This is a genomic window from Streptomyces sp. NPDC001093, from assembly GCF_040298985.1.
Taxonomy (GTDB): Bacteria; Actinomycetota; Actinomycetes; order Streptomycetales; family Streptomycetaceae; genus Streptomyces.
The window spans coordinates 18,457-36,888 of sequence record NZ_JBEPBF010000105.1 but is presented as its reverse complement, the minus strand read 5'-3'; the positions used below and the strand labels follow the sequence as shown (position 1 = coordinate 36,888).

Here is an 18,432-nt window from a genome sequence, read left to right as displayed (position 1 = left end):
GGCCGCGCGTCAGGCCCGGGTGGCCGGCGGGGCCGCCGGGGGTCTACAGCGGGTGGGGCCCCCTCCCGCCGCGGGGGGGGGCCGACCTGGTGTCGGCCGCCGCGCGCTGGGAGGGATTCGGGTTCCCGTGCGTGGAGTGACGCGGCGTCAGCCGGTCGCGCTGCCCGAGACCCACTCGGTCCACGGCGTGTTCCAGTCGCCGAGGCCGTTGTCCGGGGCCAATGTGGTCCTGTCCGCGGAGTTCTTGACGATCACGACGTCACCGATCATCGAGTTGTCGAAGAACCACGCGGCGGGCTGCCTGCCGTCGCCGCCACCCTGGACGTCCTTCAGGCCCACGCAGCCGTGGCTGGTGTTGACCTTGCCGAAGACCGAGTCGGCACCCCAGAAGTTGCCGTGGATGAACGTGCCCGAGTCGGTCAGGCGCATGGCGTGCGGTACGTCCTTGATGTCGTACGCGGGCTTGCCGTCCTTCTTCGTGAGGCCGACGCTCGCACCGTTCATATGGATGTGCCCGAACTTCTCGGAGATGACCATCTGACCGTTGTACGTCGGGTGCTCGGGGCTGCCGGACGAGATCGGGATGGTCCTGATCGTCTTGCCGTCCCGTACGACGGTCATCTGCTTGGTCCCGGCGTCGACGGTGCTGATCTGACTCCGGCCGATCGTGAACGTGACCGTCTTCCGGATGCCGTGGTGGCTGAGCCTCACGGTGACGGTGGAGCCGGGCTTCCAGTAGTTCTCGGGGCGGAAGTCCAGGCGGTCGTCGCCGAGCCAGTGACCGACGACTCGCTGGCCGCTGCTGGAGCTGACCTTGATCTCCGACTGCACGGCGGCCTTGTCGCTGATCGCCTTGTCGAAGCCGACCGTCACCGGCATGCCCACGCCGACGGTCGAGCCGTCCTCGGGGGAGAGGTGCCCGATGAAGTCGTTGGCCGGGGAGACCGTGGTGATCGTGGCGTTCCCGGTGACGGAGCGGCCCTTGGCGTCCTCGGCCTCTGCGGCGACCTGATATCTGGTGGCGCGCTCCAGCCGGCCGTTCGGCTTCCAGGACGTGCCGTCAGCGGCCAGGGTGCCCGGAATCCCGGCACCGGTCGCGACGGCGGTCATGGTCACCTTGGTGAGCTTGCCGTTGCTGACGGTGACCTCGACGGGGCCGTTGATCCCCACGCCATGGGCACCCTGCCCGGGCGTGATGTCTATGCGGGCGTCGGAAGCATCCTGGGCGGCCGCCCGATTCACCCGCACCTGGGATTTCGGGTGACTCCCGGAGCCGTTGCCGCCGGTGGCAGCGTTGCTGGTACCGCCGAGGGCCGTGAGGGCGAGTACGCCACCGAATACGCCGGCCATAGCCATCAGCCCGGTGCGTCGCTTACGTACCGTGATCAAGCGCTTCTCCCATGCCACTGGTCGTGAATCCCTGGAGCTGGTTACCGGAGGAGTGCAACCGGCCTGAAGAGTCCACCCTTATGCCTTCATGCGTCGTGAAGGGAGTGAATTGTGGCGAATTCCACGCGCCGCGAGAGCGCGGCCGAGGGAATCAACAGCCGGCCTGACGGCTGCCGGGCTGCCGCGCATCTGGCTCCCGGATGTCTCGGCGTGGTCGGGTCGGCCGACTCAGCGGCGCTGACGTGATGGCGGACGACCCCGCCGGCCGACGGGGCGAACCAAGGGGCGTAGGACGTGAGGCCCCTCGGCAGGGTTGTCGGCCGCCGGGCGTGCGCATCGCGGGTGCTGTGGGCGGCGGCGCCGAGGACGGGCGGCATCGGTGATCTGTGCCGCTCGGCGGGTCGGCCACGACGGGTGGACGCGGGTGGGCTTGGCCGGGGCTCGCCGGTGGACCGTGGCTGACAGCTGGAGGCGGCACGGCCAGGGAGCGCGCCCAGCAGGCTGAGTGCCTCGGTGCAGCCGAGCCGAGGACGGGCACATGGCGGATGCCCCGTTCGAGGCGGCCGGCGATACTCATCGACTAAGGGAAGGCCTCCAGGGGGCTCCAGATCGGCCGGTCTGCGTCAGCCCGGCCGCGTGCTCAGAGCTTGAGGCCGAACCATGTCGTCTTCCCCTCGTCCGTGGGGCGGACGCCCCAGGCGTCGGCAAGGGCGCGGACGAGGAGCAGGCCGCGGCCGCACTCGTCGTCCTCGGCCGCGACCCGCGGCTGGGGCAGGTGGGGGCTGTGGTCGCTGATCTCCACGGTGAGGTCGGTGTCCGTGCGGCACACGTGCAGGGTGATCGGGCCCTCCGCGTGCTGGACGGAGTTGGTGAGGATCTCGGAGAGCAGGAGGCGTGCGTTGTCCACGCGGTTCGTGCAGCCCCAGGCACTGAGCGTCTTGTCGAGGAACTCGCGGCCCGCCGGAACGGACTCCGGCACCGAGGGCAGGTCCGTCGCGGCCGTGGCCAGCGGAGCCTCGGGCAACCGAGTCAGCAGGAGCGTGACGTCGTCGTGGCCGTCGGCGTCCGGGAGCATGGTCGACAGGACGTGGTCGGCGGCGGCTTCCAGGTCGGGAGCTGTGATCGCGAGTTTGTCCAGGGTGGTCACCAGGTGGATGAGCTGGTCCTCGATGTCGGTGCCCGGGGTCTCGATCAGACCGTCCGTGTAGAGCACGAGGGTGGCGCCGCGGGCGATCGTCGTGCAGCACTGTTCGTAGATCACGCCGCCGACGCCGAGGGGCGCGTTCACCGGCGCGGGAAGCGTATGGGTACTTTCACCGGGCACGGTGACAAGAACCGGCAGGTGCCCGGCCGAGCATATGGTCACCTCGCCCGCGTCGGCTGCGATGGTCAGATAGCAGCAGGTGACCAGTTGGTCGGGGACGTCGAGGTCGGCGACCATGGCTTCCATGGCCTGCATCAGCTGTCGGGGCTGCAACCCGGTCTTCGCCAATGCGTGTGCGGCGGACCGGAGTTGGCCCATGACGGCCGCGGCCTCGAGCCCCCGGCCCATCACATCGCCGATCAGCACACCGACCCGGCCGGCGCCCAGCGGGATCAGGTCGAACCAGTCACCACCGACACCGGCGCCCTGTGTCGCCGGGCGGTAGCGGCTGGCGGTGGTGAGGCCCGGGATGGCGGGCGGCGTGCCCATCAGACTGCGCTGCAGCGTGAGGGCGATGTGCCGCTGCTGCTCGTACAGCTCCGTCAACTCCGCCTCGGCACGTTTTCGGTCGCTGATGTCCCGGACGATCGCGCAGGCTCCGACGACCGCCCCGTTGCGAGCCCGGGTCGGCCACAAGGTGACGTCGACGTCCAGCAGGGTGCCGGATTTGGTGACGCGCAGTGTCTCGAAGTGCTCGACCTTCTCGCCCTCGCGCAACCGTTCCAGGAGCGCGATGACCTCGTGGTCCCGCTCGGACGGTGCCAGTATCGACACGTGCCGCCCCAGCACCTCGGACGCCGTGAACCCGTACAGCCGCTGGGCCGCGGCGTTCCAGTAGGTGATGCGGCCGTCGAGGGTCTTGGCGAGGATGGCGTCCTGCGAGGACTCCACGAGCGCGGCGAGTTCGTTGATGCGCTCTTCGGCGGCTTTGCGTTCGCTGACGTCGCGTACGGCGGCGGAGACGAGGAGGCCGTCGGCGGTCTCGAGGGGGCTGAGGCTGATCTCGACGGGGAATTCGGTGCCGTCTTTGCGCAGTCCGTACAGCTCGAGTCCGGCGCCCATGGGGCGGACCTGTTGGTTGTGGGCGTAGGCGTTGCGGTGTTCGGTGTGGTGGGTGCGGAAGCGGCCGGGGACGAGGAGTTCGACGGGGCGGCCGAGGAGTTCTTCGCGGCGGTAGCCGAAGAGTGCTTCGGTCTGGGCGTTGACCAGGCGGATCGCTCCGGCGTCGTCGACGATGACCATCGCGTCCGGCGCCGCTTCCAGCAGGCCGCGGAACCTTTCCTCGGCGGCTTTGCGTTCGCTGACGTCGCGTACGGCGGCGGAGACGAGGAGGCCGTCGGCGGTCTCGAGGGGGCTGAGGCTGATCTCGACGGGGAATTCGGTGCCGTCTTTGCGCAGTCCGTACAGCTCGAGTCCGGCGCCCATGGGGCGGACCTGTTGGTTGTGGGCGTAGGCGTTGCGGTGTTCGGTGTGGTGGGTGCGGAAGCGGCCGGGGACGAGGAGTTCGACGGGGCGGCCGAGGAGTTCTTCGCGGCGGTAGCCGAAGAGTGCTTCGGTCTGGGCGTTGACCAGGCGGATCGCTCCGGCGTCGTCGACGATGACCATCGCGTCCGGCGCCGCTTCCAGCAGGCCGCGGAACTTCTCCTCCGCGGCTCCCGGCGTACCTGTCCGGCTCTCGGCGCCGCACCGACACATCTGCTGTCCCACCACGCCGGCGGGATCGGGTGGAACTGTTTCGGCCAAGCCACTCATTTTCGTCCTCGCCCGGGCTCACGATGAGACCGGTCATCCCAGCGGAAAACGAACGGCTCTGCGGCGGTATGTCGCTTAGTGGCCGCACAACGGTCGATCGTGTCCGCCGAAGGCGAACCGGTGACCGCTCCAAGGCGGCCTCCGCCCGGTCAGATGAGATGTCGCCGCGGGCGAGCGCGGCGTCACGGGCGCGGCAGGCTCGGCCTGGCAGACAGGGCGGCGACGGCGGGCACCGCTGCTCGACCACCACGTTGCGGGTGTCGCGGACAGCGCACCCAGCCCCCAGCCCTTCGGCGCCGCGCTGACCCCGTGCCGGACCGCCGGCCGGGACTGCCGGACACCTCCGGGCTCGGCCGGAGGCGCCGGACACCGGGTGGTCGTTGCTCCCCGTCGGCTGCGTCACCGCCGTACGTCGGTTACGTTGGTAAAGCACCTGGCCAGGGGGGGCACAAGCCGTAACCCACCGGGGACGCTCCATGACCGGCCTGATCGTCGTCCTGCTGTTGGTGGTCCTGGCCACCGCCGTGGCGACCGGTGCCCGGCGCTGGAGCCTGCCCGCCCCCTCGCTCCTCGTGGTCGCGGGTCTGCTCGTGGGGCTGATGCCCTGGGTTCCCGAGGTCCGCCTGCCGCCTCACGTGATCAACGTGCTGGTGCTGCCACCGCTGCTCTACGCCTCGGCCGGGGAAATCTCCGTCCGCGACCTGCGCGCCGTGTGGCGGCCCGTGACGGGCCTGGTCTTCGGCCTGGTCCTCGCCTCGGCCCTCGCCGTCGGGTACGTGGCCCATGCGATCACGCCGCTCACCACCGCGACCGCGTTCATCCTCGGCTCCGTCCTGGCCAGCACCGACCCCGTCGCCGTGACCGCGCTCGGCCGGCGCCTGTCACTCCCACCGCGCGTGCAGGCCATGGTGCAGGCGGAAAGCCTGTTCAACGACGCCACCTCACTGGTCCTGTACAAGGTCGCCGTGGCCACCGTGGTGTCCGGCAGTGCCATCAGCGTGTCCGGGACCGCCCGGCAGTTCCTGATCCTCGCCGGTGGCGGAGCCCTCATCGGGGCGGCGCTCGCCGCAGTGGTGACCCTGATCCGCAGACGGACCGACGACGCCATGCTGGAGACCGTCATCGCGCTGGTCACTCCCTACGCCTCCTATGTCATCGCGGAGCAGTCGCACACCTCCGGCGTGACCGCCGTCATCGTGTCCGGGGTCGTCCTCGGCAGCACCCGCCACAAACTCGGCGACGCCCCCGTCCGCCTCCAGGTGCACGCCGTCTACGACACCGTGACCTTCCTGCTGGAGAGTGTCGTCTTCGCCCTGATCGGGCTCGAGCTCCCCTCGGCCGTCCGCCATCTCGCGCACGACGAGCACGGCTGGCCGCTGTGGGTGCCGGTGATCGCCTTCACTCTGCTGGCGATCCGCCTGCTGTGGATCTTCCCGCTGTCCGCCCTGATCCACCACCGGCACAGGGAGGGCGACCACCGCCTCTCCTGGCGCGTTCCGGCCGTCCTGTCCTGGGCGGGCACCCGGGGCGTCATGCCGCTGGCGGCCGCGCTCTCCATCCCCCTGGTCACCCACACAGGGGCGCCGCTGCCGCACCGGGCGCTCATTCTCACGCTCACCACCGGCACCGTCGCGCTCACTCTCGTCTTCCAGGGTTTCACCCTGGCCCCCGTCGTCCGCCGCTCCGGCATCGCCCTGGAACCGGAGCACACCGCCCGCGAGGAGGCCCGGACCCGCAGGCACATCGCCCGCACCGCTCTCGATGAGCTCAAACTGCTGGGCGATCTGGACCAGCTCGCCGATCTGGGTGCCGCCGCGCAGGCCGCCCTGAAACAGGCCCGTCACCATCTGGAAGCGCGCATCCACCAGGTGGAAGACGCCCACTACAGCGACCCGGACGCCCGACCCGCCGACGCCTACCGCGAGATACGCCGGACACTCATCGCCATCGAGGCGGCCGAGCTCCAGCGCCTCTACGAAGCGAACAAGATCAGCAACGCCACCCGGCGCCGGATCCAGCACGAACTCGACCTCGAAGAAGCCAGCCTCCGCCCCCGGGACTGACCGAAGCCCGGCTGCCGTGCATCCCGCCGCCGACCGCCGCCGGGATGCACGGTTGCCGTCCCGGAGGTCAGCCGCTGTGCACGGCGCTGACGAGGTCGGGCAGGAGCTTCGCCGCGTTCGGCGTGCCCAGTCCGGTGACCGGGTCCCATCCTGTGGTGGCCGAGTAGCCCGGCACCGAGGTTTCGGCGGTGTTGTTGCCCACGGTGACGTCGTTGAAGTCGGCCGCGTACGTGGCCGGGTCCGACGCGAGCTTGTACAGAGCCGGGTTGATCTGTCCGAGTCCACCGCCGTTGATCTGGTCGGCGAGGGAGACCAGGCCCGCCCACTCGGGACATGCCAACGAGGTGCCGCCGATGTCGTACCAGCCCGTGCTGCACGGTGCGCTGCCGCACTTCAGCCCGCTCTGGCCGTCGGGCGGGAGAGACAGGTACACCAGCGCTCCCGTGGACGGGCTCGCCTGCAGGGAGACGTCCGGAACGCCGCGCGTCGCGCCGATGGAGGTGCTGCCGACCGGCATCGCGCCCGACTGGTAGTCCGGCTTGGCGAAGACGCTGCTGTATCCGCCACCGGAGCCGATCCAGCCGATCTCCGACTGGCCGGGGGCCTTCTGGCAGGCCCCTGGCGGGGAGACGCTGTCGACGACCCTGCCCTGGGTGGCACCCGGGTCGGTGCACAGGTCCGTGCCGCCGACTCCGGTGACCAGCGGGTCGGACGCGGGCCACTCGACGGCGGGACCGGCCAGCGTCGAACCGCCCTTGCCCACAGGCGCCTTGGCCGAACCGGCGCTTCCGTCGTCACCCGACGAGCCGAGCACGGTGACGCCGTTCTGTGCCGCCGCCTTGTAGGCGTAGCGCAGGTTCTCCAGCGAATGGGCGCTGCCGAAGGCGCCCTCCGCGGAGGCGAAGGACTGCGAGATGACGGTCGCGAGGTGGTGTTCGACGACGTACTGCTCGGCAGCCATCATCTGAGGGAAGCCCTGCACCCCGAGGGTCTCGGCGGTGGGGGTGGTGACCAGCAGGATGTTGGCACCGGGTGCCATCGCGTGGGCGGTCTCGACGTCGAGGGCCACCTCCAGCGCCCACGCGCTCTTGTCCTCCTGTCCGGGGGAACTGCTCGTGGACGGTGGCGCCTTGGTGGCGGGCGAGCCCTGCAGATGAAGCTCGCTGAAGGTGGGCATGCCGGGGGCACAGCTGACGTTCTCTTCCCCGCACATGGACGCGAGGCCGAAGGCCCGGTCGAAGACGTGCAGGTCGTGAGCCATGGTGTCGCTGCCGTAGGAGTCGACGACGGCGATCGTCTGACCGCGGCCGTCGTCTCCGGCCGAGTACAGCGGGCCTACGTTGTAGGCCGCCTGGACCGCCTGCGGGGTGAAACAGCGGCGTCCCACTGACGCGCACTGAGCTTGCGTCGGCGGAGACTGGCTGGTCGTCAGCTGCGTGTACTCGGCGACAGTCGGCCGTACGTGCGGATAGGTTGCCTGGTGGGCAGCGCTCGTCGCGGGCACGGCGCCCGCCGCTGCGAGGCTGAGGGTGCCCACCCCCGCGAGCAGCCACCGTCTGATGGTGCGTGCCATCAGAGTCCTCTCTTCAGGTGGAAAGGGGACTTGCGCGTCCGCCCCTCAGGTGGGGGGTGATGGCACAGGGGTTGCGGACGGGGCGAGGGTACTCTCGCGGTTGCCGGGCCGATAGACGTGTTCTGTCAACAATGACCAAAGAGGGCTACCGCTGGACCAGTTGAGCGGCGGTGCCCGGGGTCGCGGAACAGCAGCGACCGGTTTCCCCCAGGGCAGGGTGGTGGGTTCGTCGACCAAGTCGGTCGCCAGGCCGTATAGAGGACAGAATCGGTCCAGTATGCGCAGTAGGCTCGGATCGTGTCGAGACCAACGAGCCGCGTGCTCACCCTCCTGGAACTGCTGCAGTCGGGCGGCACCCGGACGCTGGCCGAACTGGCCGACCGGCTCGACGTCGACCCACGCACCGTGCGCCGGTACGTGGACCACCTGATCGACCTCGAAGTGCCCGTCGAGGCAGTGCGCGGCCGCTACGGCGGCTACCGTCTCGGCCCCGGCTACCGCTTGCCTCCGCTGATGCTCAGCGACGAGGAGGCGCTCGCCGTGCTGCTCGGCCTGATCGCCGGACGCCGGACGGGGTTGACGGCGACGACAGCCACCGCGGGTGAGACGGCGGCGGCCAAGATCCGGCGAGTACTGCCCGAGCGCCTCGCCCGCCGGCTCGACACCGTCCTGGACTCCCTCTCCTTCACGGAACCGCCCGGGGAGTTCGCCACCCCTGACGCCGGCGTCCTGCTCGCCGTGGCAGATGCCGTACGTCACCGCCGACCCGTCTCGATCAGGTACGCCGACCGCGAGGGCCGGCGCAGCGAGCGCATGCTGCACCCGTTCGGGGTGGTGGCTCACTCGGGCCGCTGGTATGTCACCGGCACGGATCCCGGGATCGGGGAGGAACGGACCTTCCGACTCGACCGCATCACAGACGTGCGGACCCTGGCCGGGTCGTTCGAGGCGCCGTCCGGACACGACCCGGCGCAGCGTGTCCTGTCCGGGTTCGCCACGGCGGCGTACCGGCATGAGGTGACCTTGCGGATCCACGGGACGGTGGAGCAGATCCGTGCTCGGCTTCCCGCCGGCATCGCGAGCGTGGAGGAGCCGGAGTCCGCGGCGGGTGAGGATCCTGCGGCCGAGCGCTGGCTGCACGTCGACATGCGGGTGGAGCGACTCGACTGGCTGCCTGGGGTGCTGGCCTCGCTCGACCGGCCGTTCGTCATCGAACGCCCCGACGAACTGCGTGACCTCGTCAGAGCGTTCGCCGACCGCCTCGCGACCCGTGCCCGCCAATCCTGACGGCCAGGGCGGCCGGGCACCCCTCGCCGGTGCTTCACAGCAGCAGCGGAAGGCTTACAAGGGTCGCGCCGATCGCTCCGAGTGCTGCCAGGAGTGAGGCCGGCCAGTTGCGGGACTGGGCGTACGTCAGCAGTCCCGTCAGCAGTCCCGCCACCACTGCGGCCAAGAGGATGAGCGCCCAGCGCAGTGACAACCGCTCCGGCGGTGGCGTGGGCGAGGTCTGTTCGGGCATACGGCTCTCCTGCGGCTGCGTCAGAGCGGGTTGAGGCAGCCCTGCGTCAGCTGCCGCGCATCGATACGGTCTGGCGACGGCACTTGCCCACGTGCCGTGGCTGATCGTCGATATCACCGAAACACTTCGAATGAGCGACCACGGTACGCATATGGGATAGATCAGGAAAGTCCTCTGATGTCTCATCGGTCGCCATAGGGTGCGCGCGGGGGCGGTCGTTGCCCGCGGTGTGCTCCGGTGTACGCCCCTACGGCCCTTTGTGCTCCTTTTGTCGGCGCTCGGATGGCTGACCAACTCGCCGCTGTGATTTAGCGTCTCTGCCATGACTGGTCCCGAAGCCGACCCGCTCGAAGGTCCCGAGGACGCGTCACGGGGCTCCACCGCCAAGGTGGTGGAACAACTGGGCTGCCAGATCGTGGAAGGCGACAAGCCGCGCGATCATCACCTCACCGTGGACGCCGTCACGCATGAGTTCGACATCACCCGGCCCATGGCCCGCGAGGTCCTGCAGACGCTGCACCAGAAGGGCCTGGTCAATCTGCAGCCACGGATCGGGGCCACCGTTCAGCCGCTGGAACGGTGGGACCTGTTGGACCCCGACGTGATCGCCTGGCGTCTGGAGGTGGCCCCCGACAGCCAGATGCGGTCACTGACCGAGTTGCGGGAGGTGATCGAGCCGCGCGCGGCCAGGCTGGCCGCGCTGAGCCGGTCCGCGGAGATCTGCCACGATCTGACCGGCAACGCCCGCACCCTGCTCGCCCTGAGCCAGGACCCGGACTTCGCGCAACCGCGGGAGGGCGCGGCCATCCGGCAGCGCTTCCGGGACGTGGACGCGGCCTTCCATCGGTCTCTTCTCGCCGGCTCGCGCAACGAGCTGTTCCGGCGCCTGTCCCATCCGGTCGTCATGGCGCTGAATCACCGGATCGACAGAAACTGGGCAGGCGCTCACCAGGAGGCCGTGGTCACGCCGACGCGGGCCGTCGTCGGAGCCGACAACGTCCAGCGGTATCCCACCCGGCCCGAGCCGATCGCCATGTGGCTGCACATGGGGCTGGCCTACGCCGTCGACCAGGGGCTGCCCACGGCCGCCGAGGCCTTCGCGGAGGCCCTGCTCGCCGAGATCCGAAGCGGGCGGCTGCGCGATCCCGGTGTACGCGACCGACTGCGGACCGGCCTGGAGCAGTTCAACGCCAACGGCCTGCCATCCGCTCATCGAGCCGGCTTCCAGGACGCCATGGCCGCCTTGTTCCACGCCCGTCGTGCCCCCGTCGTCGTCATGGGGGTCAGCGGATGCGGCAAGACCACCGTGGGCCAGTACCTCGCGGACTCGCTCCGGGTGCCGTTCGAAGAGGGCGATCGCTTCCATCCCAGGCGCAACGTGGAGTCGATGGAGAACCGTACCGCGCTCGACGACCGCACCCGCAGTCCGTGGCTGGCCGCCATCGCGGGCCGGATGCGGATGGCGGGCGCGGAGGAAGGGCTGGTGATCACCTGCTCGGCCCTCAGACGCATCTACCGCGAGTTGCTGCGGGTGGCCAGGCCCGACGCGTTCTTCGTGCACCTGACGCTCGAAGAGGACGAGGCCACGTCCCGCGTGGCGAACCGGACCTCGCACTTCATGCCCGCCTCGCTGGTGTCGTCGCAGTTCGAGGGCCTGGAACCACTCGAGGACGACGAAGCCGGGATGACCATCAGCGCCACCCTGCCGGTGGAACGCATCGTCGCCGAGGTTCAGACCGAACTGGCCCGGCGCACCTGGGGCCGCTGACACCCGGACTCATCACGGTGCGCTGCGCCGCGCGTCGTCGTGCTCAGCGTGCAGACCGACCGGACCGACGGAAAGAGGGGGATTCACCATGCAGATCGTGTCCGCCGAGGTGATCGTCACCAGCCCGGGACGGAATTTCGTCACCTTGCGCATCACCACCGAGGACGGCGTCGTCGGCCTCGGTGACGCCACCCTCAACGGCCTCGAACTGGCCGTCCGCTCCTACCTCGCCGACCATGTCGTACCCCTGCTCATCGGCAGGGACGCCTCCCGCATCGAGGACACCTGGCAGTACCTCTACCGAGGTGTGTACTGGCGGGGCGGCCCCGTGACCATGGCGGCCGTCGCGGCCGTGGACACGGCGCTGTGGGACATCAAGGCCAAGTACGCGGGCATGCCCCTCTACCAGCTCCTCGGCGGCGCGTCCCGCACCGGCGCCCTCGCCTACGGACACGCGTCCGGCCGCGACGTGGCCGAACTGCTCGATTCCGTCCGCGCGCACCTCGCACAGGGCTACCGGGCCATCCGCATCCAGACCGGGATCCCCGGCTTCGGCTCGGTGTACGGCGTGGCCGCCTCGACCGCAGGCGACGGAGAGCGCTACGACTACGAGCCCGCGCGCCGCACGACCGGCGACCGGGCCCGGCCCACCGTCGAGACCTGGGACACGCGCGCGTACCTACGGCACCTGCCCGCCGTCTTCGAGGCCGTCCGGGCGGAGTTCGGCCCCGAGCTGCCGCTGCTGCACGACGGACACCACCGGATGACGCCGATCCAGGCCGCTCAGCTGGGCAAGTCCCTTGAACCGTACGACCTGTTCTGGCTGGAGGACGCCACACCCGCGGAGGACCAGACGGCGCTGCGCCTGATCCGCCGACACACGACGACACCGCTGGCGATCGGCGAGGTCTTCAACTCCGTCTACGACTACACCACGTTGCTGAGCGAGCGGCTGATCGACTACGTGCGCTCCGCGGTGACCCACATCGGAGGCGTCACCGCGATGAAGAAGCTGCTCGACCGCGCGGCCCTCTACCAGATCAAGTCCGGGATGCACGGCCCCACCGACATCTCCCCGGTGGGCATGGCCGCCGCGCTCCATCTCGACCTCGCCGTCCACAACTTCGGTATCCAGGAGTACATGCGGCACTCCGAGCGGACCCTGGAGGTGTTCCGCACCTCCTACCGGTTCGAGGAGGGACTGCTGCACCCGACCGACACCCCGGGGCTCGGCGTGGAACTCGACCTCGAAGCGGCACGCCACTTCCCCTATCAGCAGGCGTACTTGCCGGTCAACAGGCTGCACGACGGGACCGTGCACGACTGGTGAAGCCGGGGGGTCTGGCCTGTCCGTGCAACACCCCATGAAACGCGATCGGGGGAGAAGGCTCGCCGCGCTTCGGAGAGGCGGACGAGGCGGGTGGGGGCGGCGATGCCGCGCACGTGGCGATCCTGCCGCCTGTGAGGTCGAACGTCACGGCGCCGCCGACCCGCTCGCCGAGCACGAAGAGGATGGCGGGGACGCCGTCGACGAGTGTCGTAGCCGTATCCGGAGCTGATGGAGGGGGCCACGCCCGCGATCGACTACTACGTCGACGACGTCACCCAGACCCCCGCCCTCGTCGACGGCATCCCTCCTGTGGCCAGGGCCCAGGGCAAACTCCGGATCGTCCCATTCCGCGGCGGACGAGTGACGTACAGGGCTACACTCAGGTTTCGAACTTTACGGGGTGGGAGAAATGCAGAATCATATCGATGAACTACTGAATGCCTCCGAGCGTGATATCGATCTCCTCATCGCGCAGCATCTGGTCGGTGATGACTTCGGCAATCGCGAGGACGATGAGGAAGAACACGTCTTCATCGCGCGGAGGTGGTTTTCCTCCATCCAGAACAGGGTGCGAGATGCGGTTTGCGGTCGCACCGCGGTCATGCAGGCCATGGAGAACCCGGGTGACAACAACTACTTGCTTGTCGCGGCGATCGCCGATGCCATTATGCAGGCGAATCTGCACGTCGAAGTTCCCGCAGCCGTCCTGGCGATGAAAGTTGTCCAGGTCGGCGTGCACAAGCTCTGCCGAGGTCACACTGCGAGTTAGGGGGCGATGTGGAAGTCGCCACTTTCATGGACGCTCTGGGGGGAACGGCAGAGCGAAGCGACTTTCCGAGTTTCATGGATGATGAAGCGGTCGAGGCGTGCCTGAATGCATTCCTGCATGTGCGGGCACAGTTGTCCGACTATGATCGCCTCGTCGGGGTTTCCACAGAGATAGAACTGGTGAGATCCCCCTTCTTCACCTGTCGAACCAAGGAAGTCGGGCCGCACCACTACGCCATAGCAATCCCCCTCGGACTGGTATGTCGCGTCTACGTTCTGGCGCACCTCCTGTGCGGGTACCTGCATGTCAAGGCGCCGCTTTTGACGTGCGCGGGCATGGACGCGACGTGGGAGGACCGATGGCGGCTCCCGGCCGAGCTGGAGTCCCTTTTCGGTGCTGCCAGAGCTGACGACAACTGGTGGCGGGACATCGCGGCACTGTACGCCAGGGTGAGAGGCACGGATGATGCCGATTACGACGCCAAGTCGCTGACTTCCCTGGCCGTCATGTTCATCGCCGGACACGAGGGCGCACACGTACACCGCCGGCACGGTGCGGCATTCCGGCACTTCAAACGCGCTGGAGTGATCAGTGACCCGCTGGAGGAACAGGTGTTCAAGCGATTCGCTGAGACGGACGCCGACATCATGGCAACGTATTGGGTGATCGACGCCCAGCGGATCGGCGTCAAGGCCGGGCTGGAACGCGGACTGGACGTCAGCATGCCGGTGGGGCACTTCCGGTTGTCCTACGCGGTTACGATGTTGTACGCACTGTACGACGCCCATCGCAAACGAATGGGGGCCTATGAGGGTGGCATCTACTCGCACCCCATTGTTCGTCGTGACATGTTCACTGTTGCCAGCACCAAAATGGCCGAAGCCTATCCTGCGGAAATGCGCGATTGGCTGAGTATGGAAAAGGCTGGATTCGTCCATTGTGTCAGGTCCCTGAACGTGCTCAATTTTGCTGCTCTGGGAGGGTTCTTCGGCAAGGTGGCGACCGGTTACAACGCGGTTCCGGTCTCCTCTCTCCACTACGAACCGGCGATGCTGGACGATTGGGACAAGAGGTGCCGGCGCGAGACAGTGTTCTACTCACTGCTGGCGAACCTGTATGAGACGTCCGGGGAATTCCGGCGGGGTACTACTCCCGAAGAGGTCAGATTCGCATATCCGGATCGTGAAACCATTGAGACCTTCCTCGCCTCCGGCGACTCGATGTGGCAGGCCGCCTGGGACATGACGACGCGAGTCCTGGGCAGTCGGCCGGAAACTGACCTTGTGCAGTGAGAGTCGCCTGGCTGGACACCCCCCGTCGCGCAGGACCGTGGCGAGGCGGGCACTCGCCTGATCTCGCCGCTCGTACGTCAGGGCGGTGTCGTCGTGGCGTACGGTGGCGGGCGCTCCATGCAGCCGGGGCGCGTCGTGCGCAGGCTCCGGGGGAGGATCACGTCGCGTGGGGTGACCCCGGCGCGTGTCACGGGACGGGCGTGCGGTCCGGTCGGCCGCCCGGCATGGCCGGTGTCCTCGTGGCGGGCCAGCCACATGCGCAGCAAGTGACGTCTGTGCTCCGCGGCGTCGAAGTCCTCGTACGCCGAGCGGGCGTGCAGTACGACATGGTTGTCGAGCAGCAGCAGGTCACCGGGGTGGAGATCCAGTTCGAGCCGGACGGCGGGCGAGGCGGCCGTCGTCTCGATGAGGTCGTACAGCTCCCTGTCGGCGGCCCGGGCGCCGTCCGCACCACCGTCGCCGGAAGTGCCGGCGCCGTTGTCCAGGCGGGCCCGGTCGTAGCGCATGCTGGGCCTGTCGCCGTACCGGGTGACAAGCGGGGAGGCCAGGTACGCGCCCTCACCGGACGGACCGTCGAAGAGGTGCCTGCGGTACAGGCGCCCGGCGAGGTCCGGCCGGGTGTCGAGCACGGCGTTGTGCACGGCGGCCGCACTCGCCAGCAGCGTCCGGCCGCCCGAGCGGGCCGGCCGCAGACACAGCAGGCCGAGCAGGTCCGACTCGGCGGTACGGAACGGCAGCGCCGCCCGGGGCAGGTCCGGCACCGGGCCGGTGTCCCGGATGTGGCAGAGGACGCGGCCGTCGGCGGTCTGCGGGACGGGCCTACCGAGGTACTGACCGATGCCGCGCAGCACGGTGCTCGCCTCCGCCTCGCCGAGCGGATCTGCCGGCACGCTCCGGAGCAGGACGAAGCCCGGTCCCTCGGCCAGCGACGCCGCGGCGCGCTGGAGCTCGGCGGCGAGCGTGGGCAGCGGGAAGTCGGTGACGGTCATCCGCAGCAGGGTGGCGCCTCGCCCGCGGGCGGTGTGCACGGCCGTACGCAGTTCCTCACGGTGCTCGGCGGACAGCCGCAGAACCCAGTCGTCACGGGCGGCCGCATCGGGCCCGTACCACAGGGCGGGGCCCGTGAACGGTCCGGTCGGCGCCGTCGTATCCGGGGTTTCGGCCATGGTCGCCTCCGAGGTCTGGTGAGCCGAGGGGCTTCGTCCGGTGGTGCGGCGGGCAGGCCGTGCGGCTGCCGGACGCCCCACGGCCGCGTTGACGGGGACGCTACGCATCACCCGTGCCCCATGCTTGACGTCCGGGGACGGGAAACTTAACTTCTGGGGACCCGCCGCCCCTGGAGCGTGCCCATGAGGCCCCTTGTCCGCACCGCCGCGCTGAACGGCTACGTCGAGCTGAGCCGTTCCCTCGGTCTCGATCCCCGTGCACTGATGAAGAGCGTCGGCCTGGACACCGCGGACCTGGCCGTGCAGGACCGGTGGATCTCCGGCACCGCGGTGGTCGGACTGCTGGAGCTGTCGGCCGCAGCCTCAGGGCGCGAGGACTTCGGTCTGCTCCTTGCGGAGCTGCGGCGTTTCTCCAACCTCGGCCCCATCAGCCTGCTCGTCCGTGAAGAGCCGGACGTGCGCAGCGCGTTGGCACTGCTGATCCGCCATCAGCACACGTACAACGAGGTCCTGCACGCCCGGCTCTCGGAGGGCAACGGGGTGGCCACGCTCAAGGTGGACCTCAGGCTCGGGGAGCCGCAGCCGACCCGGCAGGGCACGGAGCTCGCCGTGGGCGCGTTCCACCGCGTGCTGTGCGGCTTCCTCGGCCCGCGCTGGCGCCCGTCGTCGGTCTGCTTCGCCCACCGGGCGCCGCGGGACACCGCCGGCCACCGCCGCCTGTTCGGGCCGTTGGTGGAGTTCGACCGCGACTTCAACGGCATCGTCTGCTACGCCGGGGACCTGGACGCCCCCAACGCCATGGCCGACGCGCAGTTGCGCAGCTACACCCGCCAGTACTTCGAGCCCGTCGCGGCTCCCAGGGAGGCGTCCGAGGCCGACCGGGTGCGCGACCTCATCGAGGCGCTGCTGCCGACCGGGCGCTGCTCCATCGAGCAGATCGCACGCAGCCTCGGCGTCGACCGGCGCACCGTGCACCGTCATCTGGCCCGTTCCGGCGAGACGTTCTCCTCCCTGCTCAATTCGACCCGGATGGGGCTCGCGGAGCAGTTCGTCGCCAATCCCAGCCGCTCCTTGACCGAGGTCTCGACGCTGCTGGGGTTTTCCTCGCTGAGTGCGTTCTCCCGCTGGTTCCACGAGCACTTCGGCACCGGTCCGCGGGAGTGGCGCAAGAGCCGGAGCGGCCCGGCGGGGCTCGGCGGGAGCTGAGCCTGCGGGATACGCGGGGGCGGTAGGGCCATGGATCCGCTGGTGTGTCCCCGATGGGCAAGTCACCTGTCACCACAGGCAAAGCAGGCGTGCGGCGCCCGCCCTACGGTTGCACCACCGCGCAGGCGGCCGGCCTCCGGAGGGAGTGCTCTGCTGCTCCCCTGAGGGCACTCCCTCCGGACCGGCCCGAAGCCGTCCGGGCCAGGTGTCACCACCAGCCCGGACGTCCGCTGCCGCGTGCCCCGTTGTCGCGTCCGCCGCCTGCCCCGTGACGCGCTCACCCCTGCGACAAGGAGAAGCACCGTGCACTTCCACGACGACTCTCTCTTTCCCGAGAACCAGGAAAAGCTGGTGATCCAGGCCGCGCCGTACGGCCCCGAGTGGCTTCCCGGAGACGCGGACGACCTGCCACTGACCATGGACGAGCACGTACAGGCGGCCGTCGACTGCTACAACGCCGGCGCGACGGTGCTCCACATCCACGTCCGTGAGCTCGACGGCAAGGGCTCCAAGCGGATGTCCATGTTCAACGAGCTGCTCGGGCGGCTGCGCGAGGCAGTGCCGGACATGGTGCTCCAGATCGGCGGCTCGATCTCCTTCGCCCCCGAGGGGGAGGGCGGTGACGCCAAGTGGCTCGCCTACGACACCCGCCACCTGCTGGCCGAACTCACCCCGGCGCCGGACCAGGTGACGATCGCGATCAACACCAGCCAGATGAACATCGTCGAGATCATGAACGACGACGACCTGGAGGGCACGTCGATCGCGAAGCCGGACTACTACCGCGCCTACCGCGACATGGTCGTCGAGGCCGGTCCGGAGTTCTACCTCGAGCACCTCAGGCGCCTGCACGCGAACGGCATCCAGCCCCACTTCCAGCTGGCCCACCTGGCCCAGCTGGAGACCGTGGAGCGGCTGATCCGCGCGGGCGTCCACACCGGGCCGCTGATCCTCAACTACGTGGCCATCGGCGGCGGTTTCGCCGGCCGGCACCCCGCCGACCTGGTCGAGTTCATCCGCCGCGTGCCGGACGGCGCCGTCCTGACGATCGAGAGCTCCATGCGCGCCGTGGCCCCGATGAACGCCGTCGCCATCGCCCTCGGCCAGCACGTGCGCGTCGGCAACGAGGACAACCTGTGGCGCGCCAAGGGCGAGCGGATGTCCTCCGTGGCCCAGGTCGAGCAGATGGTGAGGATCTCCGAGGCGCTCGGCCGGGAGATCGCCACGGGAGCGGACGCCAAGCGGATCTACAAGCTCGGCGAGTACTACGCGGATGCCGACGAGACCCTCGCCCGGCTCGGCATGGTGCCCAACCGCCGACCGGGACAGCGCGGCTTCATGCTGCGCGACGTCCAGGCCTGATCCACGGCCCCCCTACCCCACCCCTGCGACCCCCTCCGG

General features: G+C 69.4%; 13 protein-coding genes. 7 read left to right on the top strand and 6 right to left on the bottom strand.

Features of this window, described 5'->3' with window-relative positions; genetic code table 11:
- Positions 1-147: 147 nt before the first annotated feature.
- Together ABT288_RS36525 and ABT288_RS36520 are read right to left on the bottom strand one after the other, a co-directional pair.
- Entirely contained in the window at positions 148-1,350 is a 1,203-nt protein-coding gene (locus ABT288_RS36525) for a L,D-transpeptidase (protein WP_351617350.1), read from the bottom strand.
- A 679-nt stretch (positions 1,351-2,029) separates the two neighbouring features.
- On the bottom strand, positions 2,030-4,288 hold the full coding sequence (locus tag ABT288_RS36520; RefSeq protein WP_351617355.1) for a SpoIIE family protein phosphatase: 2,259 nt from the start codon (positions 4,286-4,288) through the stop codon (positions 2,030-2,032).
- Between the two features lie 533 nt (positions 4,289-4,821).
- Between ABT288_RS36520 and ABT288_RS36515 the strand changes: the two genes are divergently transcribed.
- Positions 4,822-6,408 carry a Na+/H+ antiporter gene (locus ABT288_RS36515; RefSeq protein ID WP_351617347.1) on the top strand — a complete coding sequence of 529 codons (1,587 nt, stop codon included), beginning with the start codon at positions 4,822-4,824 and terminating at the stop codon, positions 6,406-6,408.
- A gap of 67 nt (positions 6,409-6,475) precedes the next feature.
- Here ABT288_RS36515 and ABT288_RS36510 read toward each other — a convergent pair whose 3' ends face one another.
- Positions 6,476-7,981, bottom strand: coding sequence for a S53 family peptidase (locus ABT288_RS36510; RefSeq protein WP_351617344.1), 1,506 nt, complete (start codon positions 7,979-7,981; stop codon positions 6,476-6,478).
- Between the two features lie 297 nt (positions 7,982-8,278).
- On the opposite strand from ABT288_RS36510, the gene ABT288_RS36505 reads away from it, so the two are divergent.
- Positions 8,279-9,268 carry a helix-turn-helix transcriptional regulator gene (locus ABT288_RS36505; RefSeq protein WP_351617341.1) on the top strand — a complete coding sequence of 330 codons (990 nt, stop codon included), beginning with the start codon at positions 8,279-8,281 and terminating at the stop codon, positions 9,266-9,268.
- A gap of 34 nt (positions 9,269-9,302) precedes the next feature.
- Here ABT288_RS36505 and ABT288_RS36500 read toward each other — a convergent pair whose 3' ends face one another.
- Positions 9,303-9,500, bottom strand: a complete 198-nt coding sequence (locus tag ABT288_RS36500) for a hypothetical protein (RefSeq protein ID WP_351617338.1) — start codon at positions 9,498-9,500, stop codon at positions 9,303-9,305.
- Positions 9,501-9,822: 322 nt separating this feature from the next.
- Here ABT288_RS36500 and ABT288_RS36495 point away from each other — a divergent pair, with 322 nt between their 5' ends.
- Positions 9,823-11,268: a gluconokinase, GntK/IdnK-type gene (locus ABT288_RS36495; protein ID WP_351617335.1), complete on the top strand. Its 1,446-nt coding sequence runs from the start codon at positions 9,823-9,825 to the stop codon at positions 11,266-11,268.
- A gap of 88 nt (positions 11,269-11,356) precedes the next feature.
- Positions 11,357-12,598 carry a D-mannonate dehydratase ManD gene (gene manD, locus ABT288_RS36490; RefSeq protein ID WP_351617332.1) on the top strand — a complete coding sequence of 414 codons (1,242 nt, stop codon included), beginning with the start codon at positions 11,357-11,359 and terminating at the stop codon, positions 12,596-12,598.
- A gap of 430 nt (positions 12,599-13,028) precedes the next feature.
- On the opposite strand, the gene ABT288_RS36485 is transcribed toward manD, so the two are convergent.
- A complete protein-coding gene (locus ABT288_RS36485; RefSeq protein WP_351617329.1) occupies positions 13,029-13,355 on the bottom strand; it encodes a hypothetical protein in 327 nt (108 codons plus the stop codon).
- Between the two features lie 20 nt (positions 13,356-13,375).
- Between ABT288_RS36485 and ABT288_RS36480 the strand changes: the two genes are divergently transcribed.
- Positions 13,376-14,659 carry a hypothetical protein gene (locus tag ABT288_RS36480; RefSeq protein WP_351617327.1) on the top strand — a complete coding sequence of 428 codons (1,284 nt, stop codon included), beginning with the start codon at positions 13,376-13,378 and terminating at the stop codon, positions 14,657-14,659.
- Between the two features lie 77 nt (positions 14,660-14,736).
- On the opposite strand, the gene ABT288_RS36475 is transcribed toward ABT288_RS36480, so the two are convergent.
- Positions 14,737-15,825: a TauD/TfdA family dioxygenase gene (locus tag ABT288_RS36475; protein ID WP_351617324.1), complete on the bottom strand. Its 1,089-nt coding sequence runs from the start codon at positions 15,823-15,825 to the stop codon at positions 14,737-14,739.
- A 183-nt stretch (positions 15,826-16,008) separates the two neighbouring features.
- On the opposite strand from ABT288_RS36475, the gene ABT288_RS36470 reads away from it, so the two are divergent.
- Both ABT288_RS36470 and ABT288_RS36465 read left to right on the top strand, forming a co-directional pair.
- Positions 16,009-17,031 (top strand): AraC family transcriptional regulator, encoded by a 1,023-nt coding sequence (locus ABT288_RS36470; RefSeq protein ID WP_351617321.1) that lies wholly within the window; start codon positions 16,009-16,011, stop codon positions 17,029-17,031.
- 303 nt (positions 17,032-17,334) lie between these two features.
- Complete coding sequence (locus tag ABT288_RS36465; protein WP_351617318.1) at positions 17,335-18,393, top strand: beta-keto acid cleavage family enzyme; 1,059 nt, start codon at positions 17,335-17,337, stop codon at positions 18,391-18,393.
- The last annotated feature ends 39 nt before the right edge of the window (positions 18,394-18,432 follow it).

Bases quoted from the DNA above. Each gene is read 5' to 3' on its own strand.
- ABT288_RS36525 (WP_351617350.1), bottom strand. From the start codon at position 1,350: ATGGCCGGCGTATTCGGTGGCGTACTCGCCCTCACGGCCCTCGGCGGT.
- ABT288_RS36520 (WP_351617355.1), bottom strand. From the start codon at position 4,288: ATGTGTCGGTGCGGCGCCGAGAGCCGGACAGGTACGCCGGGAGCCGCG.
- ABT288_RS36515 (WP_351617347.1), top strand. From the start codon at position 4,822: ATGACCGGCCTGATCGTCGTCCTGCTGTTGGTGGTCCTGGCCACCGCC.
- ABT288_RS36510 (WP_351617344.1), bottom strand. From the start codon at position 7,981: ATGGCACGCACCATCAGACGGTGGCTGCTCGCGGGGGTGGGCACCCTC.
- ABT288_RS36500 (WP_351617338.1), bottom strand. From the start codon at position 9,500: ATGCCCGAACAGACCTCGCCCACGCCACCGCCGGAGCGGTTGTCACTG.
- ABT288_RS36495 (WP_351617335.1), top strand. From the start codon at position 9,823: ATGACTGGTCCCGAAGCCGACCCGCTCGAAGGTCCCGAGGACGCGTCA.
- manD (WP_351617332.1), top strand. From the start codon at position 11,357: ATGCAGATCGTGTCCGCCGAGGTGATCGTCACCAGCCCGGGACGGAAT.
- ABT288_RS36475 (WP_351617324.1), bottom strand. From the start codon at position 15,825: ATGGCCGAAACCCCGGATACGACGGCGCCGACCGGACCGTTCACGGGC.
- ABT288_RS36470 (WP_351617321.1), top strand. From the start codon at position 16,009: ATGAGGCCCCTTGTCCGCACCGCCGCGCTGAACGGCTACGTCGAGCTG.